Source organism: Cumulibacter soli, from assembly GCF_004382795.1.
Lineage (GTDB): Bacteria > Actinomycetota > Actinomycetes > Mycobacteriales > Antricoccaceae > Cumulibacter > Cumulibacter soli.
Window position 1 is genome coordinate 197,186 of sequence record NZ_SMSG01000005.1, and the last position, 19,518, is coordinate 216,703.

Genomic DNA, 19,518 nt, shown 5'->3' on the forward strand with positions numbered 1-19,518 from the left:
AACGCGCGCCCTGAGCAGCCCGTAAGCGCCCTTGTAGCGCAACACGTTGGCCCTCGCCAACGATAGTTATCACGCGCGTGAGTCCACGTTCGTGACCGGGATTTGCAAGGAGAAGTTGATGTTGCGTATTGGTCGATCGGATGTGGGGAGACGGGAGGTGCTCTACGCCCGGCGAGTAGGTACTTCGGTGCGGCGATGGCTTGCGGTCGCGTCCGCCGCTGTGCTCGCGTTTGCTGGCGTGCTGACCTCCTCGATGGCCGCCGGCGCCGACATAGAGGTCGGCGATGAGGTCTGGGTTGGTCATTCCTCGGCTAATCAAGGTTACGGTGGCACCGCGCTCTTTCCCATCTACAGCCCGGTTCCGGACGATCTGAACAATCCGGGTGAGCCAGATCTGTGGGCCTACTGCATCGAGCACAACGTGGAGGCAGGTTGGGGCCGGGAAGGCGTGGTCCACGATGTAGCTGACTACCTTGGCGACAACAACTTCACGGACCCCGCTGTCCAGCAGATGGTGTACTGGGTGCTCGCACATAGCTACCCTGCAATGAGTCTTGAGGAGTTCGGTGCGGCAGCCGGGGTACCCGGCATCTCGGCCAATGATGCGATTGAGGCCACCCAGTATGCAATTTGGCGCTACACCGACCTCAGCTATGACGCGCCGTGGGCCTGGGAAACAGCTGACTCCGAAGCCGCGTATTGGTACTTGGTAAACGGCGCCAACGCGAGCGGCGGTGGCCTGCAACTGGAGGATATTCAACCGACCGTCTCGATCACCGGACCGACTGAACCACAAGAAGAAGGCACCCTCGTCGGCCCGTTCACGGTGTCGACCAACCAGCCGAGCGCGAGTGTGCACGTCAACCCGACGTTTACCCTCGCGGACGCGAGCGGGGACCCGATTGACCCCAGCAACGTCGTCGACGGCCAGCAGTTCTATCTCGACCTGCGCAGCTACGGCGCTGAGGGATCCGCATACCTCACCGCATCTGCATCAGGTTCGTCCTCGACGGGCAAGATTGTCAACATCGTTCCGGGTGTGGATGACGATCCGCACGCTCAGACGATCATCCTGGTCACCCCGCACACTACGACCGTTGACTCCTCGGTGACAGTCAGCTGGACGGGTAAGTCCAGCCCTGTCCTGAACCCGTCGATCGGCACGTCACTGGTTGACCAGGCTGATGGTGATCGGGTGTTGCCGGCTGAGGGTGGGACGGTTGTTGACACGGTCACCTATGAGCAGCTGCAGCCGAATACTGAGTACACGTTGACGGGTGAGTTGATGGATAAGGCGACCGGTGAGGGTACGGGTATTACCGGTTCCACTACGTTCACGACCACTGGGTACTCAGGTTCGGTGGATGTTGAGTTCACGGTTCCGGTTGGGTTTGCCGGTAAGTCGTTGGTGGCCTTTGAGTATTTGACGTTGAACGGTGAGCAGGTGGCTTCGCATGAGGACATCGATGATCCGGCTCAGACGGTGACGGTTGAGGCTGAGGTTGTGTTGGTGCCGTCGATCGGTACGTCGTTGGTGGATCAGGCTGATGGTGATCGGGTGTTGCCGGCTGAGGGTGGGACGGTTGTTGACACGGTCTCCTATGAGCAGTTGCTTCCGGATACTGAGTACACGTTGACGGGTGAGTTGATGGATAAGGCGACCGGTGAGGGTACGGGTATCACTGGTTCGACGACGTTTACCAGTAGCGCTACCGGTGCGGGTTCGGTGGATGTTGAGTTCACGGTTCCGGTTGGGTTTGCCGGTAAGTCGTTGGTGGCCTTTGAGTATTTGACGTTGAACGGTGAGCAGGTGGCTTCGCATGAGGACATCGATGATCCGGCTCAGACGGTGACCGTTGAGGCCGAGGATGCGCCGACAACCCCCAACGAGACTGAGGCGCCGACCGATGGGGACGGCGACTCCCCGAGCGATGGCTCTCCGAATGAAGGCCCGAGCGAAGGATCGCCGAACGATGGTTCGTCGGATGATGTAGTTCCTTCGGACGATGTTCCTTCGCCCGAACTCGCTCAGACTGGCTTCTCGCTCGCACCGATGCTGTCGGTTGCAGGCATACTGCTGGCCGCTGGACTCGGCGCGGCGTTCATCGGACACCGCACCCGAAACAGCTAAATAATAGCAATCGAGCGGCTCTGGTACTTGCCTCTGGGAGGTACCAGAGCCGCGCTGTTGTTCTTCGGAGCAGCGCCGCTACTGCCGGGGAACGCCGCGTCGTCCGCCGTGCGTAGCTGCGCTTGGGCGAGCCAGTGACTGCCACGAACGCCCCAATCGACCCGAATGCGATGCAACTCCGCAGGTTTACCGACCACGTCGGCAAGTGCTGCGGGCCCGACGAATGTGTAGTACGGATTCTGAGGCGTGCCGAACACGCCAATGACCAGACTCGAACCCCGGGGGCAACGCGCGACGGCGCCGAGCAGTAGTCGCCCCATCTCCACTGCGGCTCCGGCGTCCGGTACGTCGATGGCGCCGCCGCGCACGTTCACTTCGATATTCCGCGACCGCGCACGGGTGATGGCCGACGCGAGCCACGGCCCTATATGCACCAGGTCAGGATCGATCGTCAGCATCGCGCGTAGGTGCGCCTCGCTGATGCCACAACGTCTGCGTAGCGCGGGATTGCCGACATCAACGGTGCCGTCGGCAACCTGACGCAGCAGATCAGCGCTATCGCGGACCCCCGCCACGATCCAGCGTCGACGCGAGGCCATAACGGTGTTGCGTGTGGCGTTGGCGATCGCGAGTTCGACCGCCTCGTTGCGGGCCTGAGATTCGCGCCGGGTGATATCGGCGAGCGTCGGCAACATCACCAACCAGCATGCGAAGAGCGCGAGATGCGGACCGACGGCGACCACCGGCACGAGCGCCCATCCGCCATCAGAGGACAGCGCGAATAGCCCAGTTACGGCGGTCAAGGTGGTGAGCGTAATCCAGAGCCAGATCCGCGAATGGGCCATGACCAGCAGCACGACTAGCGGGGGAGCCAGCAAGATGCCGTACGCCGCGACGAGTGGTACCTCACCCGATTGAACAGCCGCGAAGGAGAGCGCGAATATCGCGGGTATGCCGATGCAATGGAGTGCTGAGGCCCACCACGGCAACGCGAGACGATTCCGGCAGCACCGCCACGAAATACCGCACAGGACAACGCTTACGACGATCGCAAGCCAACTCAATGGAGCCTTCGCCCCGACACCAAGAATCTGGGTGACGACCGCCGAGGCGAGGATGCACCCGGCCCAAGCCCAGCATCCGGATCGAAACACTGACGATACTGGCGCGGTTGGTGCCTGAGGGGGCACCGCCGCGTCTGGTTGTCCCGCCGATTCCAGTTCCCAGGACAGTGACACGCGGGTTCCTCGGCCCGGCGCTGACTCGATCGACGCCGCGACACCGACTTCGTTGCATCGCTGCAAGATGGATGTCTTGATGCCACGAGCGTCGCACGCATCGGGATGAAACCCGATACCGCAATCGGACACAAGTACCTCGAGCACTGGTCCGGACAGAGCTATTTCCAGTGAAACGCGATCGACACCCGCATGTTTCTCCGCATTGCGGATCGCTTCGTACACCGCGCCACAGATCGCGCGCAGGTGAGCCGGTGGCACGAGCGTTTCGAACCGTTTCAACGACTTCATCGACGGGGCGTCGACCTCGACGGCGAGTGGATACCGCGCCTCGATCAGCGCGCTCAGCGTATCTCGCTGTGGGTGGTCGGACTTGTTGGCATTGTCGGTGCGGATCTGACTTGCCGGCGCGTCTTCGAGTTCGTGGCGGTCTAGGTCGAGCACGCCATCGATGTCGCTGAGATCCTGCAGGCACCGGTCTCGAACCCAGGAGACATCGCGGGTCGCGATCCGACCGTTGGCGAGTGCGCCGAGAGTGTTGATCAACGTATCGTGCAACAAGCGGTCGCCATCAGCGATCCCTCGGCCTGCCTGCTGGGCGACTCGCTCACGCACGCGGGCGCTCTCCTCGTGTTGTGCTGCCTCGTCGGCTGTTTCGGCTGCTCGGCGCATCGGCGCCACCACCAACTCGGCCACCCACGTGAGCGTGGCTGCGGAGACGAGGGCGACCACTCGAACCTCGTACGGCCAGCCCGGATGCAGTACGAGTTGCATTGCGATCGCAGCGACGGTGATGCTGAATCCAAGCAAGAGAGCCTGGCTGCGCGACATTATGAACGCCGGCGTTGCCGCGGTGACGCTGACCGTCCAGATCGCGCCGTACGCCAACGCGCTCGTGTGGTCGTTTGCGGCGGCGAGATCGAGGAATGCCGCTCCGTAATTCAGCGCAAGGAGCCATACGGCGGGCATGCGGCGGGCAATTCCGAACAGCGAACCGCCGACAACTGCTCCGTGCGCAACTACCACCGGAATGGTCCAGTGGCGGTCCGGCGACGCGAACACGGCGGCGACCATGACGAGATGCCACGCCGCGAGCCCACCGAGCGCCGCCTGGTTGAACGTGGCGCCCAGCATCTGGGTCATCCGTGCTCGATTCGGAACCAGCACGTCTTTTGTCCGCGCGAATAGAGGGATGCCAAAGGACTGTGGTTCTCGTGGGCGCTCACTCATAGTTCCGGCCGACATCCCCAGCGTTACCACACGAATATCTAATCTCATTACGTGAGGCCATGAAGCGGTGGGGTGGCCTGCTATATCGGTCACGGGGCGGCCGCGCTGATCTGCGGGTTAGCCGCGGTTCATGTCGAGAAAGTGATAGCACTGTTCCTGTCGAAAAACTCACGCTGGGTGCGTCTTTCAGAAGCGATGGTGACGCTCTGTACGGGGGTTATGACTCTGGGGTGACGATCGGTACGGGGATGTCAAGGTAGCCATCCTCGGCTGCTGCCCGGTGCAGTTCGATTCGGTTTCGGGACGGTCGGCCGAGTGCGGCATACTTCTCGCGTACGCGCTGAATGTACTTCTTGGCAGTGTTCTTTTGCACGCCAATAGACCTGGCGACTGTCTCAATGGAACAGCCTGACGCATAGAGGATGAGCGCCCGCTCTTCCTGGTCGCTGAGGGTTGGCCGCTGCGCTCCGCGGGCGGTGACCGTGGCGAGTTCCGGTGTCATCCATACCTCACCGGCGAGTATTCGACGCAATGCATCTACGACGGTTGACTCGCTGTCGCGTTTGCCGATGATCCCATTCACACCTGCCAGGATCATCCTGCGAACCAGGGGCGGGGAGCTGAGTGCGGAGAGTACGACGACGAGGTACCCGTCTCTGACGAGTTGTCGAACGGTGTTGGGGTCGGCGCTGGGTTGATGGTCCACCAGAAGATCGAGCACGATGAGGTGCGGACGCGAACCCGGCGAGGACTTACCGAGCCAGGTCATGAAGTCGGGGAGTGTCTCGCCGCTGAATACGACCCGCATATCGGGTTGACCGGTGAGTAACTTCTCGGCGAATCTGCGCTGTAAGAGGTGGTCCTCGATGAGCGCGATTCGATGATGATGCATATCAACTTTTCCTATGCGACTCTGTCCGCAATATCGGCCCGATGTTACCCGCGTGATGACACGGTGAACGATGCGCTGTTCGAGATGACCCCCGATTAGGGGTCACGAATACGATGCGCGGATTGTTGACGCACCGGAGTCGCGATCCGGTCACCTAATGGGCGTCAATTAACTAGGAACTGACCCCTCACGGGGGTCATCCACCCTTCCCCTATTCACGAAGCCCTCACTCGCCCCTAACGTCACTGGTGCCCTCGCGCCGGGCGTCATGTTCGCGATGCGCGGTGAGGCGCCCCACGGGTCCGGGAAACCTCCCGTTGTCACGAATTACCACTCCAGCCAACTGGTGGATCACGCCAGGGAAGGACATGCGTTCTATGCACAGGCGACCAACCGACCGAGCGGGATCTGCAAAGCGCCGGCGCGCTTGCGGATTCCTGCTCGCCAGCGCACTCGTGGGGAGCTCGATGTTTATCGGGACCACCGCCGCGCATGCCGACACCACAGTAATCACGGTCACGAACCTTGGTCTCTCAGGCGAGGGATCGTTGCGCGCTGCCCTCGAGCAGGCGAACACATCGGCCAATCCAGACGGCGTCTCGATCGTGTTCGACGAGTCCCTTGCCGGCGGCACTATCGAGCTCACCGGTGGTGCTGACAACAGCATGTACACCGAGCATGTGGGCAACCCGGCTGGCCAGGTCAGCGCCACCATTGGCCAGAACGGCGCGCGGTTCTTGGTGAACTCGACGGTTCCGGTATCTATCGATTTTGGCGGGATCTCGATCACCGACATCGATGGGTCAGCCACCGCGGGGATTTATGTTGCCTCGGACAATGTGTCACTCTCGAATCTCGGTAACGTACTTTCGGCCGAGGCTGCAATCGCGGTAAGCGGCGACAATGTAGCGATCGAGAACGTCAGCATCACCGATAACGAGTCCAGCCAGATGGAGGCGGGCGTCGCACTGCTCGATGGAGCGGACGGTACGACGATTTCCAACGCCACCATTCAGAGCGCATACTGGAGCAACATCCTCGTCGACACAGACGCGACGGTCAGCAACACCACCATCACCGGCTTGAACAGCCGCGGTGCCCAGGGATATGGGCACATCATCGTCGAGGATGGGGCCAGCATCGATGGCTTCACAGTTTCTGAGAGCGTCCTCGGTGATCCCGGCGAGGTCTCCCCGCAGCCAGGCTTCTACTTCAATCCGGGGAACGTGGTCAGTAACCTGACGCTGGAGACTTCGACGTTCCAGTCGCCGGGGCAGTTTGGCTTCTACTTCGAGGGCGACAACCAGACCTTCACCAATACGGTGATCGACGGAAACACCTTCGGCGGCAACGAGGGTGCACCTATCAACCGCGTCGTCGAAAACAGTGGCGCTACCTGGGACGGTTTGCAGTTCACGAACAACGATGTTTCGTTCGCGGCGTCGACCAACTTCATTGGCACGGTGTCGAACGCCAACTTCAGCGGCAACTCGTTTGAAGACATCGACGACGGCGGTGCGCCGGTGCTGAACGTGGGCAATGAGTCTGCCGACGTCACCATCGAGAACAACACGTTCAACCGGAACTGGACCCTTGACCAGATCCGCATTAGCGGTACGTCGGCCACTAACGTGGTTATTCAAGACAACGACATTCGCAATCTGATCGCGAGTGTGAGCGCAGTTGGTATCCGTACTGACGCACCCGGATCGGGCAACGTCATCCAGAACAACCAACTGATCCAGGAAATCGATGACCCGACGCTCCCGGACCACGTTGATAATCACTGGGCCATCTACAACTACGCGGACGCTGCCACTGCTGACACGGAGGTCGGCTGGTCGATCCAGTACAACCACATCGACGGATTCGGCGGCAAGGACCGCTCACAGGCACCGATAGTGCACGACGGCACTGGAAAGCTCCCGGTGATCGGCAACACCTTCGGACCGAACACCCGCGGCAGCCTCGATCCAGAGACGGAGGAGGGCCCGTTTTGGTTCATGCTCAACCGGTGGGACACCCTCAGTAATAACACTGTGCAGACCTACCGCGCGACCGAGGTCGTCTACACCGGCAGCGAAGCCCAGTTCACCGCTACTGCGCCCGAACCTGAGATCGGCAACAACCCCGCAACTGCGCCGGTTACGTTGCACGTCTACTGGACCGCGAGCGATAACGCCGAGGAATACCTCGGCTCGATCGAGGAGGTCAGCCCGGGACAGCGTGTCGCGATCCCGACCGATCACACCGATGGCGTGATCCGCGTGCAGACTGTGGACGCGAATGGGTACACCTCACAGTACTCGTCCGTCGATCCCACCCCGCCGGTCGTTGATCACGACGTCCCAGCGCCGGGCGACATCGTGCCGACGGAGGATGGCGCGTCGGGTACCGGTGAGACTGGGTACAACGTCGTCATCCGCGACGCAGATGGCAACCAGGTGGCTGAGGCCGAGGTTGGTGAAGACGGATCTTGGTCGGTCGATGGGTTGCAGTGTGGCACCGACTACACCGCTGTTCAGGTTGAGACCGCACCTGAGGTGACGCCGCTGGCCGTGGGTGATGAGAGTGATCCGGTTGAGTTCACCACCGCCGATTGTGCAGTCGAGACTCCGGCCGCGCCGGGCGACATCGTGCCGACCGAAGATGGCGCGTCGGGTACCGGCGAATCCGGTGCGACGGTAATCGTGCGTGACGCCGAGGGCAACCAGGTGGCTGAGGTCGAGGTTGGCGAAGACGGCACGTGGTCCGTATCCGGCCTCGAATGTGGCGTCGAGTACACCGCCGTCCAGGTCGTTGATGAAGTTGAGGGCGACGCCGCCACCTTCACCACCGCCGCTTGCGACGACGGTGCCGGTAACGGTGACGACGATGGTGCCGGTAACGGTGACGACGATGGTGCCGGTAACGGTGGCGACGGCTCGAACGCTGGGTCGGATGACGGTACCGATGGTGGTTCGGCTAGTGGCTCCGACGACGGAAGCCTCGCCAACACTGGCGCGGTCGTGTCGGCCGGTGTGCTGGGTGGCGCGGTCCTTGCGGTCGCCGCGGGAACTGGCCTGCTGTACATGAACCGCCGCCGTACGGCTGCCTCGACTGACCTCGAGTAACGCCGAAGATCTCGCTGGACTCCAGCGATAGCAACAGGTCGGCCCCGCCGATGACGCCGCTCGCGTCGTCGGCGGGGCCGACCCATGTCGCCACGTAGCGCACGACCGACAGCCGCCGATAGGGTGGAACTGGGGCGCGGTCTTCGGTATCCGGTCGCTCCGACTCACGTCTCGAGCAGTTCCTGTATCGCTCACAGAAGGGCGGCAACTTATGGAGTTTCGTTTTCTCGGCAATTCGGGGTTCAAGGTCTCGGAGGTCACCTACGGCAACTGGATTACCCACGGCTCGCAGGTTGAGGCGGACGTCGCTACCCAATGTGTGCATGCGGCGCTGGACGCCGGTGTCACATCGTTTGACACCGCGGATGTGTACGCCAACACCGCTGCCGAGTCGGTGCTCGGCAAAGCACTCGCCGGTCAGCGCCGCGAGTCGCTGGAGATCTTCACCAAGGTGTACTGGCCGACAGGTCCGCGCGGTCACAATGACACGGGCCTCTCGCGCAAACACATCATGGAGGCGATCAACGGATCGCTGACCCGCCTCGGCGCCGACTACGTCGACCTGTACCAGGCGCATCGCTACGACTTTGAGACGCCACTGGAGGAGACCATGCAGGCGTTCGCGGACGTGGTTCGCCAGGGAAAAGCCCTGTATATCGGCGTTTCCGAATGGACGGCTGACCAGATCCGGGCGGGTCACGCGCTCGCGAAGGATCTTGGTATCCAGTTGATCTCCAATCAGCCGCAGTACAACATGCTGTGGCGGGTGATCGAGACCGAGGTGATTCCGGCCAGCCGCGACATTGGCGTCTCGCAGATTGTGTGGTCGCCGATTGCACAGGGTGTGCTCACCGGTAAATACAAGAGCGGCCAGCCGCTGCCCGAGGGGTCTCGCGCCACCGACGAGGCCGGTGGTGCGGCCGCTGTCCAACGATGGCTCAACGATGAGAACCTCGACGCAATCGCGAACCTGGAGCCGATCGCGAACGATCTCAATCTGACGATGGCGCAACTCGCGGTCGCGTGGACGCTCGCGAATGACAACGTCGCATCCGCACTGGTCGGCGCGTCGCGTCCGGAGCAGATCACCTCCAACGCGAAGGCGGCCGGAGTGAAACTCGAAGCCGACGTGCTGGCGCGGATCGATGACGTGGTCGGTCATCTCGCCGAACGTGACCCGTCGAAGACAAAGTCGCCACGCCACCGGCCGGCCTAAGACCCTTATTCTGCGGTGGTTTCGCCTACGGTGACGGTGTTGTAGCGTGCGCGGAACCACCGCAGATTCGCAGATTCAGCTCGACCAGGCAGGACGAACCAGTTGCAACGCGTCGGCGACGACCGCTAACAGGTCGCCGTCGTTGCCGTTGCGGTGCCAATTCTCGATCGACGCCACTAATGCCATCACGGCCGCAGAACACACGACGTATGCCGCGTCGAAGTCCAGATCGTTGTGGTCAGATGCCGCCACGATCTCGGCCAGCCGGTGACTCGTCTCATCGACCAGTAGGTATCCAGCGGCCTTGAGAGACGGCGTCTCCAACCATAACTTCGTTCTGCGCTGCGCCAATTGGTCCTCGCGCGACATGAGGTTGCTGTCTGCGGCAACCTCAATAGCCCGTGACAAAGCAGTGAACACGTCCCCTGATTCCATCAGTGCCGGCGCGAGGGTCAAGATCTGCTCGTCGTACTCATCGCGCAGTACGAGGTAATCCTTGGTGCCGAAGTAGCGGTATACCGTGCGGGGCGAGACCCGCGCAGCTTCGGCGACTTCCTCGATGGTGACGTTGTCGAACCCGCGTTCGTCAAACAGATCGAGCGCCACCTGCTGAAGCCGCCGCATAGTCGCCGCCTTCTTGCGGTCCCGCGCGCCCATCTTCGGCGCGCCGGGCACCGCCTCTGAAAGGTCGACGATGGCATCCGGGTTGGTCACTTGGTCATCGTACCCATCTGGCAGTCACTGTCATAATTGTCCATCGGAGCGTACCGTGGGCGGTATGAGTCAGTCACTGCCAGATTCTCTCGTTCAGGCCGCGGGCCTTCAGAAACGGTTCGGCACCACGTATGCGCTCGACGGTTTGGATCTGGAGGTGCACCAAGGCGAGGTGCACGGATTCCTCGGTCCGAACGGCGCGGGAAAATCAACCACGATCCGTGCCATCCTCGGTCAACTACACCTCGATTCCGGTGACCTGCGGGTGTTCGGTCGGCATCCGATCCGCGACGCTGTTGCCATCCACGCGCAGCTGGCGTATGTACCCGGCGACACGGTGCTATGGCCGAGTCTGTCCGGCGGCGAATGTATCGACATGCTAGGGCGATTCCACGGGGCGCTCGACCGGGCCCGTCGCGACGAACTCATCGACCGCTTCGAACTCGACCCGACCAAGCGTGCCCGCAGCTACTCCAAAGGCAACCGCCAGAAGGTGGCACTCATCGCGGCGCTGTCCAGTGAGGCCGACTTGTTGGTACTGGACGAACCGACCTCCGGGCTGGATCCGTTAATGGAAGCCGTGTTCCAGCAGACCGTTCGTGAGCTCCACGAGCAAGGCCGCACCGTGCTGCTCAGTAGCCACATCCTCGACGAGGTCGAGGCGTTGTGCGATCGGGTGACGATCATCCGGGGCGGCCGGACAGTACGCACCGGAACCTTGGATGACCTGCGCGCTGGTACGAGCACGACGATCCGAGCCACCACGGTTGAACCGATCGCCGGGCTTGAAGCATATGCTCCCCGGTCCGAACGTTCCGGGGAGCAATGGCACACCGAACTCACCCTCACGCGCGAACAGGTGCCGGACGCCGTGACGATCGTCGCCGCCGCGAACCCCGATGCGCTCGTCGTGCGACCGCCGTCGCTGGACGAACTGTTTCTCAGCGAGTACGGCGAAACGGCCCCGCGATGACCACCGCGATTGCCGACGAGGCCCCTTCGCGTACTACGGAACCGAACGGGCGTAGCGGGGCCCGCTCGTATGCGGCCACCGGCGTCCTGACCCTGATCCATCTGCGCACTAGTTGGCGGCGTCTGATTGCGTGGACCGTCGCGCTGGCTGGAGTTGTCGTGATCACCGCGTCGAGTATCGCGGCGCTATACCCCGACGCGCAGGCACGCTTGAGCTATCAGCAGTCCGTGGGATCATCGCCCGCGGTCGCGATGTTCAACGGACGCGGATACGACCTTGACACGCTCGGCGGAATCAGCGCGTATGAAGTCGGCGCGATGGGCCAGTTGCTGTTTCCGCTCGTCTTCGCACACCTCGCGATTCGTATGACACGTCGCGAGGAGGACTCGGGTCGGATGGAGTTGATTCGCTCGGGTGTCGTCGGTCGTCTCGCACCACTTGCTGCGGCTGTCCAGGTGTTAGCGCTGGTAACCGTCGGTGCCCTGGTGCTCATCACGTTCGGGCTCATCGCGGTGGGACTCCCGGCGTCCGGATCCCTGCTATATGCCGTGTCGCTAGTCATGTATGGCTTCGCCTTCGGCGCGCTCGCGTTGTTGATTGCCGAGATCAGCAACGACGGTCGCACCGCTTTGGGTTTGAGCATGCTGTTGGTTCTTGTCGGCTTCCTGGTCCGCGCGGTGATCGACGGGCGCGGTTGGGACTTGGTGTGGCTGAGCCCGGTCGGATGGCTCGCAGAGGTGAGACCGTGGGGCGCGACGCGTGCGTGGCCGTACGTCGCTTTCGCGATTGCCGCGGTACTCTGCATCGTTGCCGCGGTGATGATTTCGATCCGGCGGGACGTTGGCGCTGGTCTGATCGGTGGTAGCAACGGCCCGGCGACGGGGCGCGCCGGACTTGGTACGCCAGTGGGGTTCGCCTGGCGCTTTACGCGTTCGTCGTTCTACAGCTGGTTAGCCGGTTTGATTGTCTTCGGTGTGGTGATCGGATCACTGTCGAACGAAATGACCGAACTGATCGAGCAGAATCCGACGATGCGTGAGGTGCTCGGGCTGGATCATCCCGAGCAGTTGATGACTGTCATGGCGGTACTGCTGTCTGCGCTTGGGGCGGCAAGCCTCGGCGTACAGGGCATCGCTCGGCTGGCGCGTGAGGAGGACGCGGGACGGTTGGCGCTGGTGCTATCGCGCACGGTCGGTCGGACCGGGGTATGGATCGCGTGGGTGGGTGTCGTCATGGCGCAGGCGATCGCTGCGCTATTTGCCTCGACGATCGCGGTCGCTCTCGCGACCTGGGCAGCCACCGCAGAGAGAGCGACGCTCGGGCCGAGCCTGGAAGCGGGCGCCGCAATGTTGCCGGCGGTGCTGTTCATCATCGGTGTCGCGAGCGCCGTACACGCGATCGTTCCGCGCCTGATGGCCCTGGCATGGGTGCTGGTGGGCTGGGCAGCTGTCGTGGGGCTGCTCGGCGGCGCACTGGATCTTCCGTCCTCGGTGAGTAACCTGTCGCCGGTCTTCGCGGTCGGTAACGTGCCGCTCGAGCCGGCGAACACCCTGGCCCTGGTCGTGCTTGGGGCGGGTGCTGCGTTGTTCGTCGCCTTGGGCTCAGTCCGATTCGCCCGCCGGGACCTGCTCGCCGGTTGACGAGGTTACCGTCCGCGCGCGCGGAGAACTCTTACGAGAATGTCACCGAACGCCGCCCGTGGTGATCTGCGGACGATGATGGTGCCATGACCAATGTCAGGGAGGTCGCCTCCACCGCGACCGCGCACACCTCGCGCGCGCTGGCGGCGCTGCTCGGGATCGTCGCGGGCATCACCGGCCTAGGTGCCGCGCAACTCCTTGCTGCGTTCATCGAACCTGAATCCTCGCCGCCGCTGGCCGTCGCGGCGGGGGTCGTGGACCTGACACCTGGCGCGGTGAAGCAGTGGGCGATCAGCACGTTCGGTAGCGGCGACAAACTCTTCCTGATGATCGTCGTCGGCCTTGTCGCCGTCGCAATAGCCGCGCTCGCGGGTCTGGTGTCGCGCTGGTCGCGCACGCCGGGGGCCATCGTGTACGTCGTCCTCGGCGTCGTTTGTGCATCGGCCGCGCTCGCTCGACCGGTCGCCACGATGCTCTCGGCGCTACCGTCAGTGGTCGCGACCGTGGTCGCGATCGTGGTGCTGCGGGCGCTGTTTGCGCACCGCGAGCGTCTGGCCGACTCGCAGGGCGAGGAACACCAGCTGACCCGGCGGCGATTCCTGCAGTTGTCCGGAGCTGCCGCGGGGCTCGGCGTTGCGGCCGCCGCGACCGGGCAGTGGATCATTGCATCGGCGCAGCGCGCGGCGACGATCGCGCTCCCGAAGCCGCTCAAGCCGCTGCCACCGCTGCCAGATGGACTCGAGCAGCAGGTCAACGGGATAGCGCCGTTCCGGACCGGCACCGACAGCTTCTACCGGGTCGACACTGCGCTGACTGTGCCGTCGGTGAATCCCGATGAATGGACGCTCGAGATCGACGGCGAGGTGGACAAACCGCGCACGCTCACCTTCGATGACCTGCTGACGTACGAGATCATCGAACGCGATATCACCATGCTGTGCGTGTCCAACCCGGTCGGCGGACCGTACATCGGATCGGCGAGGTGGCTCGGCGTACGCGTCAGCGACATTCTTGACACGGTCGGGATTCGCGATGGTGTTGACCAGATCCTGTCGACGGACGTCGACGGTATGACGATCTCAACCCCGGTACAGGCGCTCACGGATGAGCGTGAGGCGATGCTCGCGATCGCGATGAATGGCGAACAGCTTCCGCGTGAGCACGGATTTCCGGTGCGGCTGGTGACGCCCGGGCTGTACGGGTTCGTTGGCTCGACGAAATGGGTCACCAAACTGACCGCGACAACGTACCAGAAGGACTCGGCGTACTGGACGGATCGCGGGTGGGTGATTGACGGGCGGATCTTGCCCTCAGCGCGGATCGATACACCGACGGGTAACGCCCTGTTGCCGGCCGGAAAAGCGACTCATATCGGCGGAGTCGCGTGGGCACAGCAGGTCGGTATCGCGAAGGTAGAGGTTCGTGTCGACGAGCAAGAATGGCAGGAGGCCACCCTCGGCCCGGACGCGGGAATCGACTACTGGCGCCAGTGGTACGTCGATTGGACGCCCTCGAAGGGGTCGCACGATATTCAGGTGCGCGCGACGAATGCCGACGGTGAAACCCAAACAGAGACGGTGGTGTCGGCGCTCCCGGGCGCCGCGACGGGATGGCACACCATCATCGTCAACGCCGAGTAGTCCGTAGTCGTTGACATTCTGTCCAAGACAACCATTGAGCGTGGGGGCATCGGGATAATCCACTCGCCTGGCCGCTCAGCGGCTGTTTCGAACAGTATTATTCCGTGGCTGGAATCCAGTGGGCGGCGCCGGAGGAGTGAACCCCGGGGGTAGCGGACCGTCCAGCACCGGACCGAACGAGGCGACCTGGGTGAGCTCGCGTTTGCGTTGCTTCGCCCTGCCCCAACCGTGCACGCGCTCGCGGTGGACGCGACCGGCGTTGTCCCGCGCGTCGACCCCGACCGGGATGACCCCGCACAACCGCAGCAGTACGGCGAACGGCATCACGATCCACTGTGCGAGTGACTCAATCAGGAACAGAACGGTCATCACCGCCGCAGGAATCATCAGCGGTAGGCAAAGGATGAACCTGATCATCGCGAGAATCGACGAAAGTTCGTCATCTCCGCCGCTCTTGCCCCATGAGGGAATCCAGTCCCAGGTCTCGGCAAGCCACCCGCGGGTGCGACTGCGCCATGGCAACCACGCCCGTCCCGCCCGGGTGCGTCCGGACGTCGATCCGCGCTCGGCCCGCGGATACTGGCCCGGCGTACGTGGGCCGGTTGGCTGCATTCCTATCTCCTAGTCAATACGTGTGGACGGCGCGCATCGGTGCTGGGACGTGGATCCAGCGGCGCCGGTTGCGAGATCGTCGTCACCGCGAGGGCAGGCGCTCAGATACCCGGACTTTCGCTGAGATCCACGACGTTGGGCAGCGTCTAGATTGGCTGCTCCTCCAGTGTTTCGTCGGCAACCGGCGCCGTGAATTGCGCGTTGTACAACCGCCAGTACGGCCCGCGCTTCTGCAACAGTTCATCGTGCGAACCCTGCTCGACGATATGCCCTTCCTCCATCACCAGGATCAGGTCGGCATCGCGAATCGTTGAGAGTCGGTGCGCGATCACGAACGAGGTCCGATCACTGCGCAGCGCCGACATCGCCTGCTGGACCAGCAATTCGGTACGGGTATCCACCGAGGACGTCGCCTCGTCCAGGATCAGTAGCGACGGCTGCGAAATGAACGCCCGCGCGATGGTGATCAACTGCTTCTCACCTGCGGACACGTTCGATGCTTCTTCGTCGATCACCGTGTCGTACCCGTCGGGCAACGAGTGTACGAACCGGTCGACGTACGTCGCCTTTGCCGCGGCCAGCACCTCGTCCTCGGTCGCATCCGGTTTGCCGTAGGCGATGTTGTCGCGAATCGTGCCGCCGAACAGCCACGAGTCCTGCAGCACCATGCCGATCCGTTCGCGCAGCTGCTGGCGTGGCAACCCGGCGATATCGACCCCGTCGAGGGTGATCCGGCCGGAGTCCAATTCGTAGAACCGCATGATCAGGTTGACCAACGTCGTCTTGCCGGCACCCGTCGGGCCGACGATCGCGACCGTCTGACCTGGTTCGGCAACCAGCGACAGGTTCTCGATAAGCGGTTTCTCAGGCACATACGAGAAGCTGATGTCTTCCATTTCTACCCGACCGGTGCCGGGCTTGCCGACGTAACGATCCGGTTCGACCGACTCCTCAGGCGCGTCCAGCAGGCCGAAGACCCGTTCGGCGCTGGCCACGCCGGACTGCATCAGGTTGGCCATCGATGCGACCTGCGTCAGCGGCTGGGTGAAGCGCTGAGAGTACTGGATGAACGCCTGAACCTCACCAAGGGTGAGCGCACCCGAGGTGATACGCAGGCCACCGATCACCGCGATCGCGACGTAGTTCAACTGGCCGATGAACATCATTAACGGCATGATGATGCCGCTGATGAACTGCGCGCTGAACGATGCCTCGTAGAGTTTCTCGTTGGTCTCCTGGAACTCGGCAGCGACCTCCTTCTGGCGACCGAACACCTTGACCAACTCGTGGCCCGTGAATGCCTCTTCGACCTGGCCGTTGAGTTTGCCGGTATTGCGCCATTGCGCCACGAACTTCGTTTGCGAGCGCTTGCCGATGAAAGCGGTGAGCACGGCGGTGATCGGAATCGTGATCAACGCGATGACCGCCAGCAGCGGTGAAATCACGAACATCATCACCACGACGCCGACCACCGTCAGCAGCGAGGTGATCAGCTGCGACAGGGTCTGCTGCAGCGTCTGCGCGATGTTGTCGAGGTCGTTGGTGACGCGGCTGAGAATCTCACCGCGCGGCCGCTTGTCGAAATACGCCAGTGGCAGTCGGTGCAGCTTCGCCTCACACTGCGCACGCATCCGTTGGATGGTCCGCTGTACGGCCTCGTTCAGTAGCCATCCTTGTAGCAGTTGGAAGAACGAGCTGAATACGAACAGTGCGAGACACACCAGCAGTACCGCGCCGAGGTCATCGAATTGGATGCCCCGACCGGGGACCAGCGGCATGGTGGAAATGACGTCCGCGAAGGCGTCATTACCGGCGGCGCGAGCGCTCTCGATGATGTCGGCGCGCGACAGCCCGACGGGCATCTCTTTACCGAGCGATCCGGCGAAGATGATGTCCGTGGCACGGCCGAGGACCAATGGCCCAAGCACTGACAGAACGACGCCCGCGACCGCGAGAATCAGGGTCCAGATCGTTCGGGTGCGCTCCGGCGCCAGTTGCCGGATCAGCCGCTTAGCCGACGGCCAGAAGTTCAGTGACTTCTCCACCGGTGCGCCGACCATGCCGGCCGGGCCACCGCGGGGTTCGGCGTGAACGGCGTCCGGGTCGCGCTCTGGACCGTCTGACGGTTGCTGAGCGGGGGTGGTCGTGGTGGATTCACTCATCAGGCCACCTCCACAGCCGCTTGGGATTCAACGATCTCGGCGTACGTCGGGCATGAGACGAGCAAGTCCTCGTGTGTGCCGTGGCCGACAACGGCGCCATCGTCCAGCACGATGATCTGGTCGGCGTCGATGATGGTGGACACTCGTTGGGCGACGACGATCAGCACCGAATCGCGGGTGACCGGACGTAGTGCTGCCCTCAGCCGCGCGTCGGTGCCTAGGTCGAGCGCGGAGAACGAATCGTCGAACAGGTAGATGTCCGGACGCCGTACCAATGCGCGGGCAATCGATATGCGTTGTCGTTGGCCGCCGGATACGTTCGTACCGCCTTGCGCAATCTTCGTCTCCAGCCCACCGAGTTCGGTGACGAAGTCGTCGGCTTGGGCGATCGCGAGCGCCTGCCAGAGTTCGTCGTCCGTCGCGTCCGGGTTGCCGTAGCGCAAGTTGGAGGCGACGGTGCCGCTGAATAGGTAGGGACGTTGCGGGACGAGGCCGATGCCGTTCCACAGCACTTCCGGATCGAGTTGGCGAACATCGACCCCATTGATCCGCACCTCGCCCCCGGTTACGTCCACGAGTCGGGGGATCAGGTTCAGCATGGTGGTTTTGCCCGCGCCGGTGGAACCGATGACGGCCGTGGTCTGACCGGCCTGGGCGGCGAAGGTGAGGTTACGCAACACGGGTTCGTCTGCGCCGGGGAAGGCGAACGACACGTTCTCGAGTTCGACGCTGGGCGCGCCGGGCTGTGGCCGCACTGGCGAGGACGGCGGAACTACCGAGGATTCGGTATCGAGGACCTCTTGAATACGTTCAGCGCTGACGGTCGCGCGTGGCAGCATCATCATCATGAAGCTGGCCATCATCACTGACATCAGAATTTGCATCAGGTAAGCCAGGAATGCGGTGAGCGAACCGACATCGATATTGCCTTCTTCGACGCGGTGTCCACCAAACCAGAGCACGGCGACGCTGGACACGTTCAGCACGAGCATGACTACGGGGAAGATCATCGCCATGTAGCGTCCGGCGCCGATCGCGACGGTGGTCAGTTGCTGGTTGGCGACGGCAAATCGGTCGGTTTCCTGTTGTTCGCGCACGAACGCTCGCACCACGCGAATGCCAGTGATCTGTTCGCGCAGAACACCGTTGACGTTGTCGATTAGTTCCTGGTTGCGACGGAACAACGGCACCATTCGTCGGATGATGAGCGTGACCGCTATGCCTAGGATCGGCACGCTGACCAGCATCAACCAGGACAGTCCGACGTCCTGCTTCAGCGCCATCACCACGCCGCCGACCATCATGATCGGCGCCATCACCAACAGCGTGGCACCCATGACGACCAACATTTGAACCTGCTGGACGTCATTGGTGGAACGGGTGATGAGTGAGGGAGCGCCGAACTGGCCGACCTCGCGGGCGGAGAATTCGGCGACCCTGTTGAAGACGGCGGCACGGGTATCGCGGCCGAACCCCATTGCGGTACGGGCGGCGAGGTAGGTCGCGGCGATGCTACAGATGACTTGGAGGGCGGCGACGACGAGCATCCAGCCGCCGATCCGCCAGATATAGCCGGTATCCCCGACAGCGATGCCCTTGTTGATGATGTCTGCGTTGAGACTGGGCAGGTACAAACTCGCGATGGTGCCGACGATTTGCAGTACGACGATTCCGACGAGGAGCGAGGTGTACGGACGAAGCCGGTCTCGCAGTAGGCGCATGAGCACGAACGCTCTCCTTTACTGACCTTTCGAGGTTAGGACTCGGTAGTTACATCTGGAAACGAATTTCGCGCCGAGCGGACGATTCGCGACATGACCTCACTGGGGCCTCACGGGTTTTCACGTGACCTCACTGGGGCTCGCGAGGGCCTCACGGGTCTCACCAGGCTTCACGTGACTTTGGGTGATCTCGCGTCATCTCGCGCGATCTCGCGGGCGGGGGAGCGCGGTCGGGG

General features: G+C 62.8%; 12 protein-coding genes. 6 read left to right on the forward strand and 6 right to left on the reverse strand.

What is annotated here, in order from left to right; genetic code table 11:
• Nucleotides 1–187: 187 nt before the first annotated feature.
• Entirely contained in the window at nucleotides 188–2,131 is a 1,944-nt protein-coding gene (locus E1H16_RS12385) for a VaFE repeat-containing surface-anchored protein (protein ID WP_166741749.1), read from the forward strand.
• Here the strand turns inward: E1H16_RS12385 and E1H16_RS12390 are convergent.
• Together E1H16_RS12390 and E1H16_RS12395 are read right to left on the reverse strand one after the other, a co-directional pair.
• Nucleotides 2,128–4,512: a sensor histidine kinase gene (locus E1H16_RS12390; RefSeq protein ID WP_134324190.1), complete on the reverse strand. Its 2,385-nt coding sequence runs from the start codon at nucleotides 4,510–4,512 to the stop codon at nucleotides 2,128–2,130. The genes E1H16_RS12385 and E1H16_RS12390 overlap by 4 nt on opposite strands.
• A gap of 304 nt (nucleotides 4,513–4,816) precedes the next feature.
• Nucleotides 4,817–5,491, reverse strand: a complete 675-nt coding sequence (locus tag E1H16_RS12395; RefSeq protein ID WP_134324191.1) for a response regulator transcription factor — start codon at nucleotides 5,489–5,491, stop codon at nucleotides 4,817–4,819.
• A 467-nt stretch (nucleotides 5,492–5,958) separates the two neighbouring features.
• Between E1H16_RS12395 and E1H16_RS12400 the strand changes: the two genes are divergently transcribed.
• Nucleotides 5,959–8,604, forward strand: coding sequence for an Ig-like domain-containing protein (locus E1H16_RS12400; RefSeq protein ID WP_134324192.1), 2,646 nt, complete (start codon nucleotides 5,959–5,961; stop codon nucleotides 8,602–8,604).
• 211 nt (nucleotides 8,605–8,815) lie between these two features.
• Nucleotides 8,816–9,820, forward strand: coding sequence for an aldo/keto reductase family protein (locus tag E1H16_RS12405; RefSeq protein WP_134324193.1), 1,005 nt, complete (start codon nucleotides 8,816–8,818; stop codon nucleotides 9,818–9,820).
• A 75-nt stretch (nucleotides 9,821–9,895) separates the two neighbouring features.
• Here E1H16_RS12405 and E1H16_RS12410 read toward each other — a convergent pair whose 3' ends face one another.
• Nucleotides 9,896–10,534: a TetR family transcriptional regulator gene (locus E1H16_RS12410; RefSeq protein ID WP_134324194.1), complete on the reverse strand. Its 639-nt coding sequence runs from the start codon at nucleotides 10,532–10,534 to the stop codon at nucleotides 9,896–9,898.
• 64 nt (nucleotides 10,535–10,598) lie between these two features.
• Between E1H16_RS12410 and E1H16_RS12415 the strand changes: the two genes are divergently transcribed.
• From E1H16_RS12415 to E1H16_RS12425, 3 genes are all read left to right on the forward strand, one after another.
• Nucleotides 10,599–11,507 (forward strand): ABC transporter ATP-binding protein, encoded by a 909-nt coding sequence (locus tag E1H16_RS12415; RefSeq protein ID WP_134324195.1) that lies wholly within the window; start codon nucleotides 10,599–10,601, stop codon nucleotides 11,505–11,507.
• Nucleotides 11,504–13,147 carry an ABC transporter permease gene (locus E1H16_RS12420; RefSeq protein WP_134324196.1) on the forward strand — a complete coding sequence of 548 codons (1,644 nt, stop codon included), beginning with the start codon at nucleotides 11,504–11,506 and terminating at the stop codon, nucleotides 13,145–13,147. The genes E1H16_RS12415 and E1H16_RS12420 overlap by 4 nt, the downstream gene beginning before the upstream one ends.
• Before the next feature lie 86 nt (nucleotides 13,148–13,233).
• Entirely contained in the window at nucleotides 13,234–14,787 is a 1,554-nt protein-coding gene (locus tag E1H16_RS12425) for a molybdopterin-dependent oxidoreductase (protein WP_134324197.1), read from the forward strand.
• A gap of 75 nt (nucleotides 14,788–14,862) precedes the next feature.
• Here E1H16_RS12425 and E1H16_RS12430 read toward each other — a convergent pair whose 3' ends face one another.
• The 3 genes from E1H16_RS12430 to E1H16_RS12440 all read right to left on the reverse strand — a co-directional run bounded on the left by E1H16_RS12430 (nucleotide 14,863) and on the right by E1H16_RS12440 (nucleotide 19,282).
• Nucleotides 14,863–15,399, reverse strand: coding sequence for a hypothetical protein (locus tag E1H16_RS12430; RefSeq protein WP_134324198.1), 537 nt, complete (start codon nucleotides 15,397–15,399; stop codon nucleotides 14,863–14,865).
• A gap of 146 nt (nucleotides 15,400–15,545) precedes the next feature.
• Complete coding sequence (locus tag E1H16_RS12435; protein ID WP_134324199.1) at nucleotides 15,546–17,561, reverse strand: ABC transporter ATP-binding protein; 2,016 nt, start codon at nucleotides 17,559–17,561, stop codon at nucleotides 15,546–15,548.
• Complete coding sequence (locus E1H16_RS12440; protein WP_243837853.1) at nucleotides 17,561–19,282, reverse strand: ABC transporter ATP-binding protein; 1,722 nt, start codon at nucleotides 19,280–19,282, stop codon at nucleotides 17,561–17,563. Before E1H16_RS12440 ends, E1H16_RS12435 begins: the two co-directional genes overlap by 1 nt.
• Nucleotides 19,283–19,518: the final 236 nt, after the last annotated feature.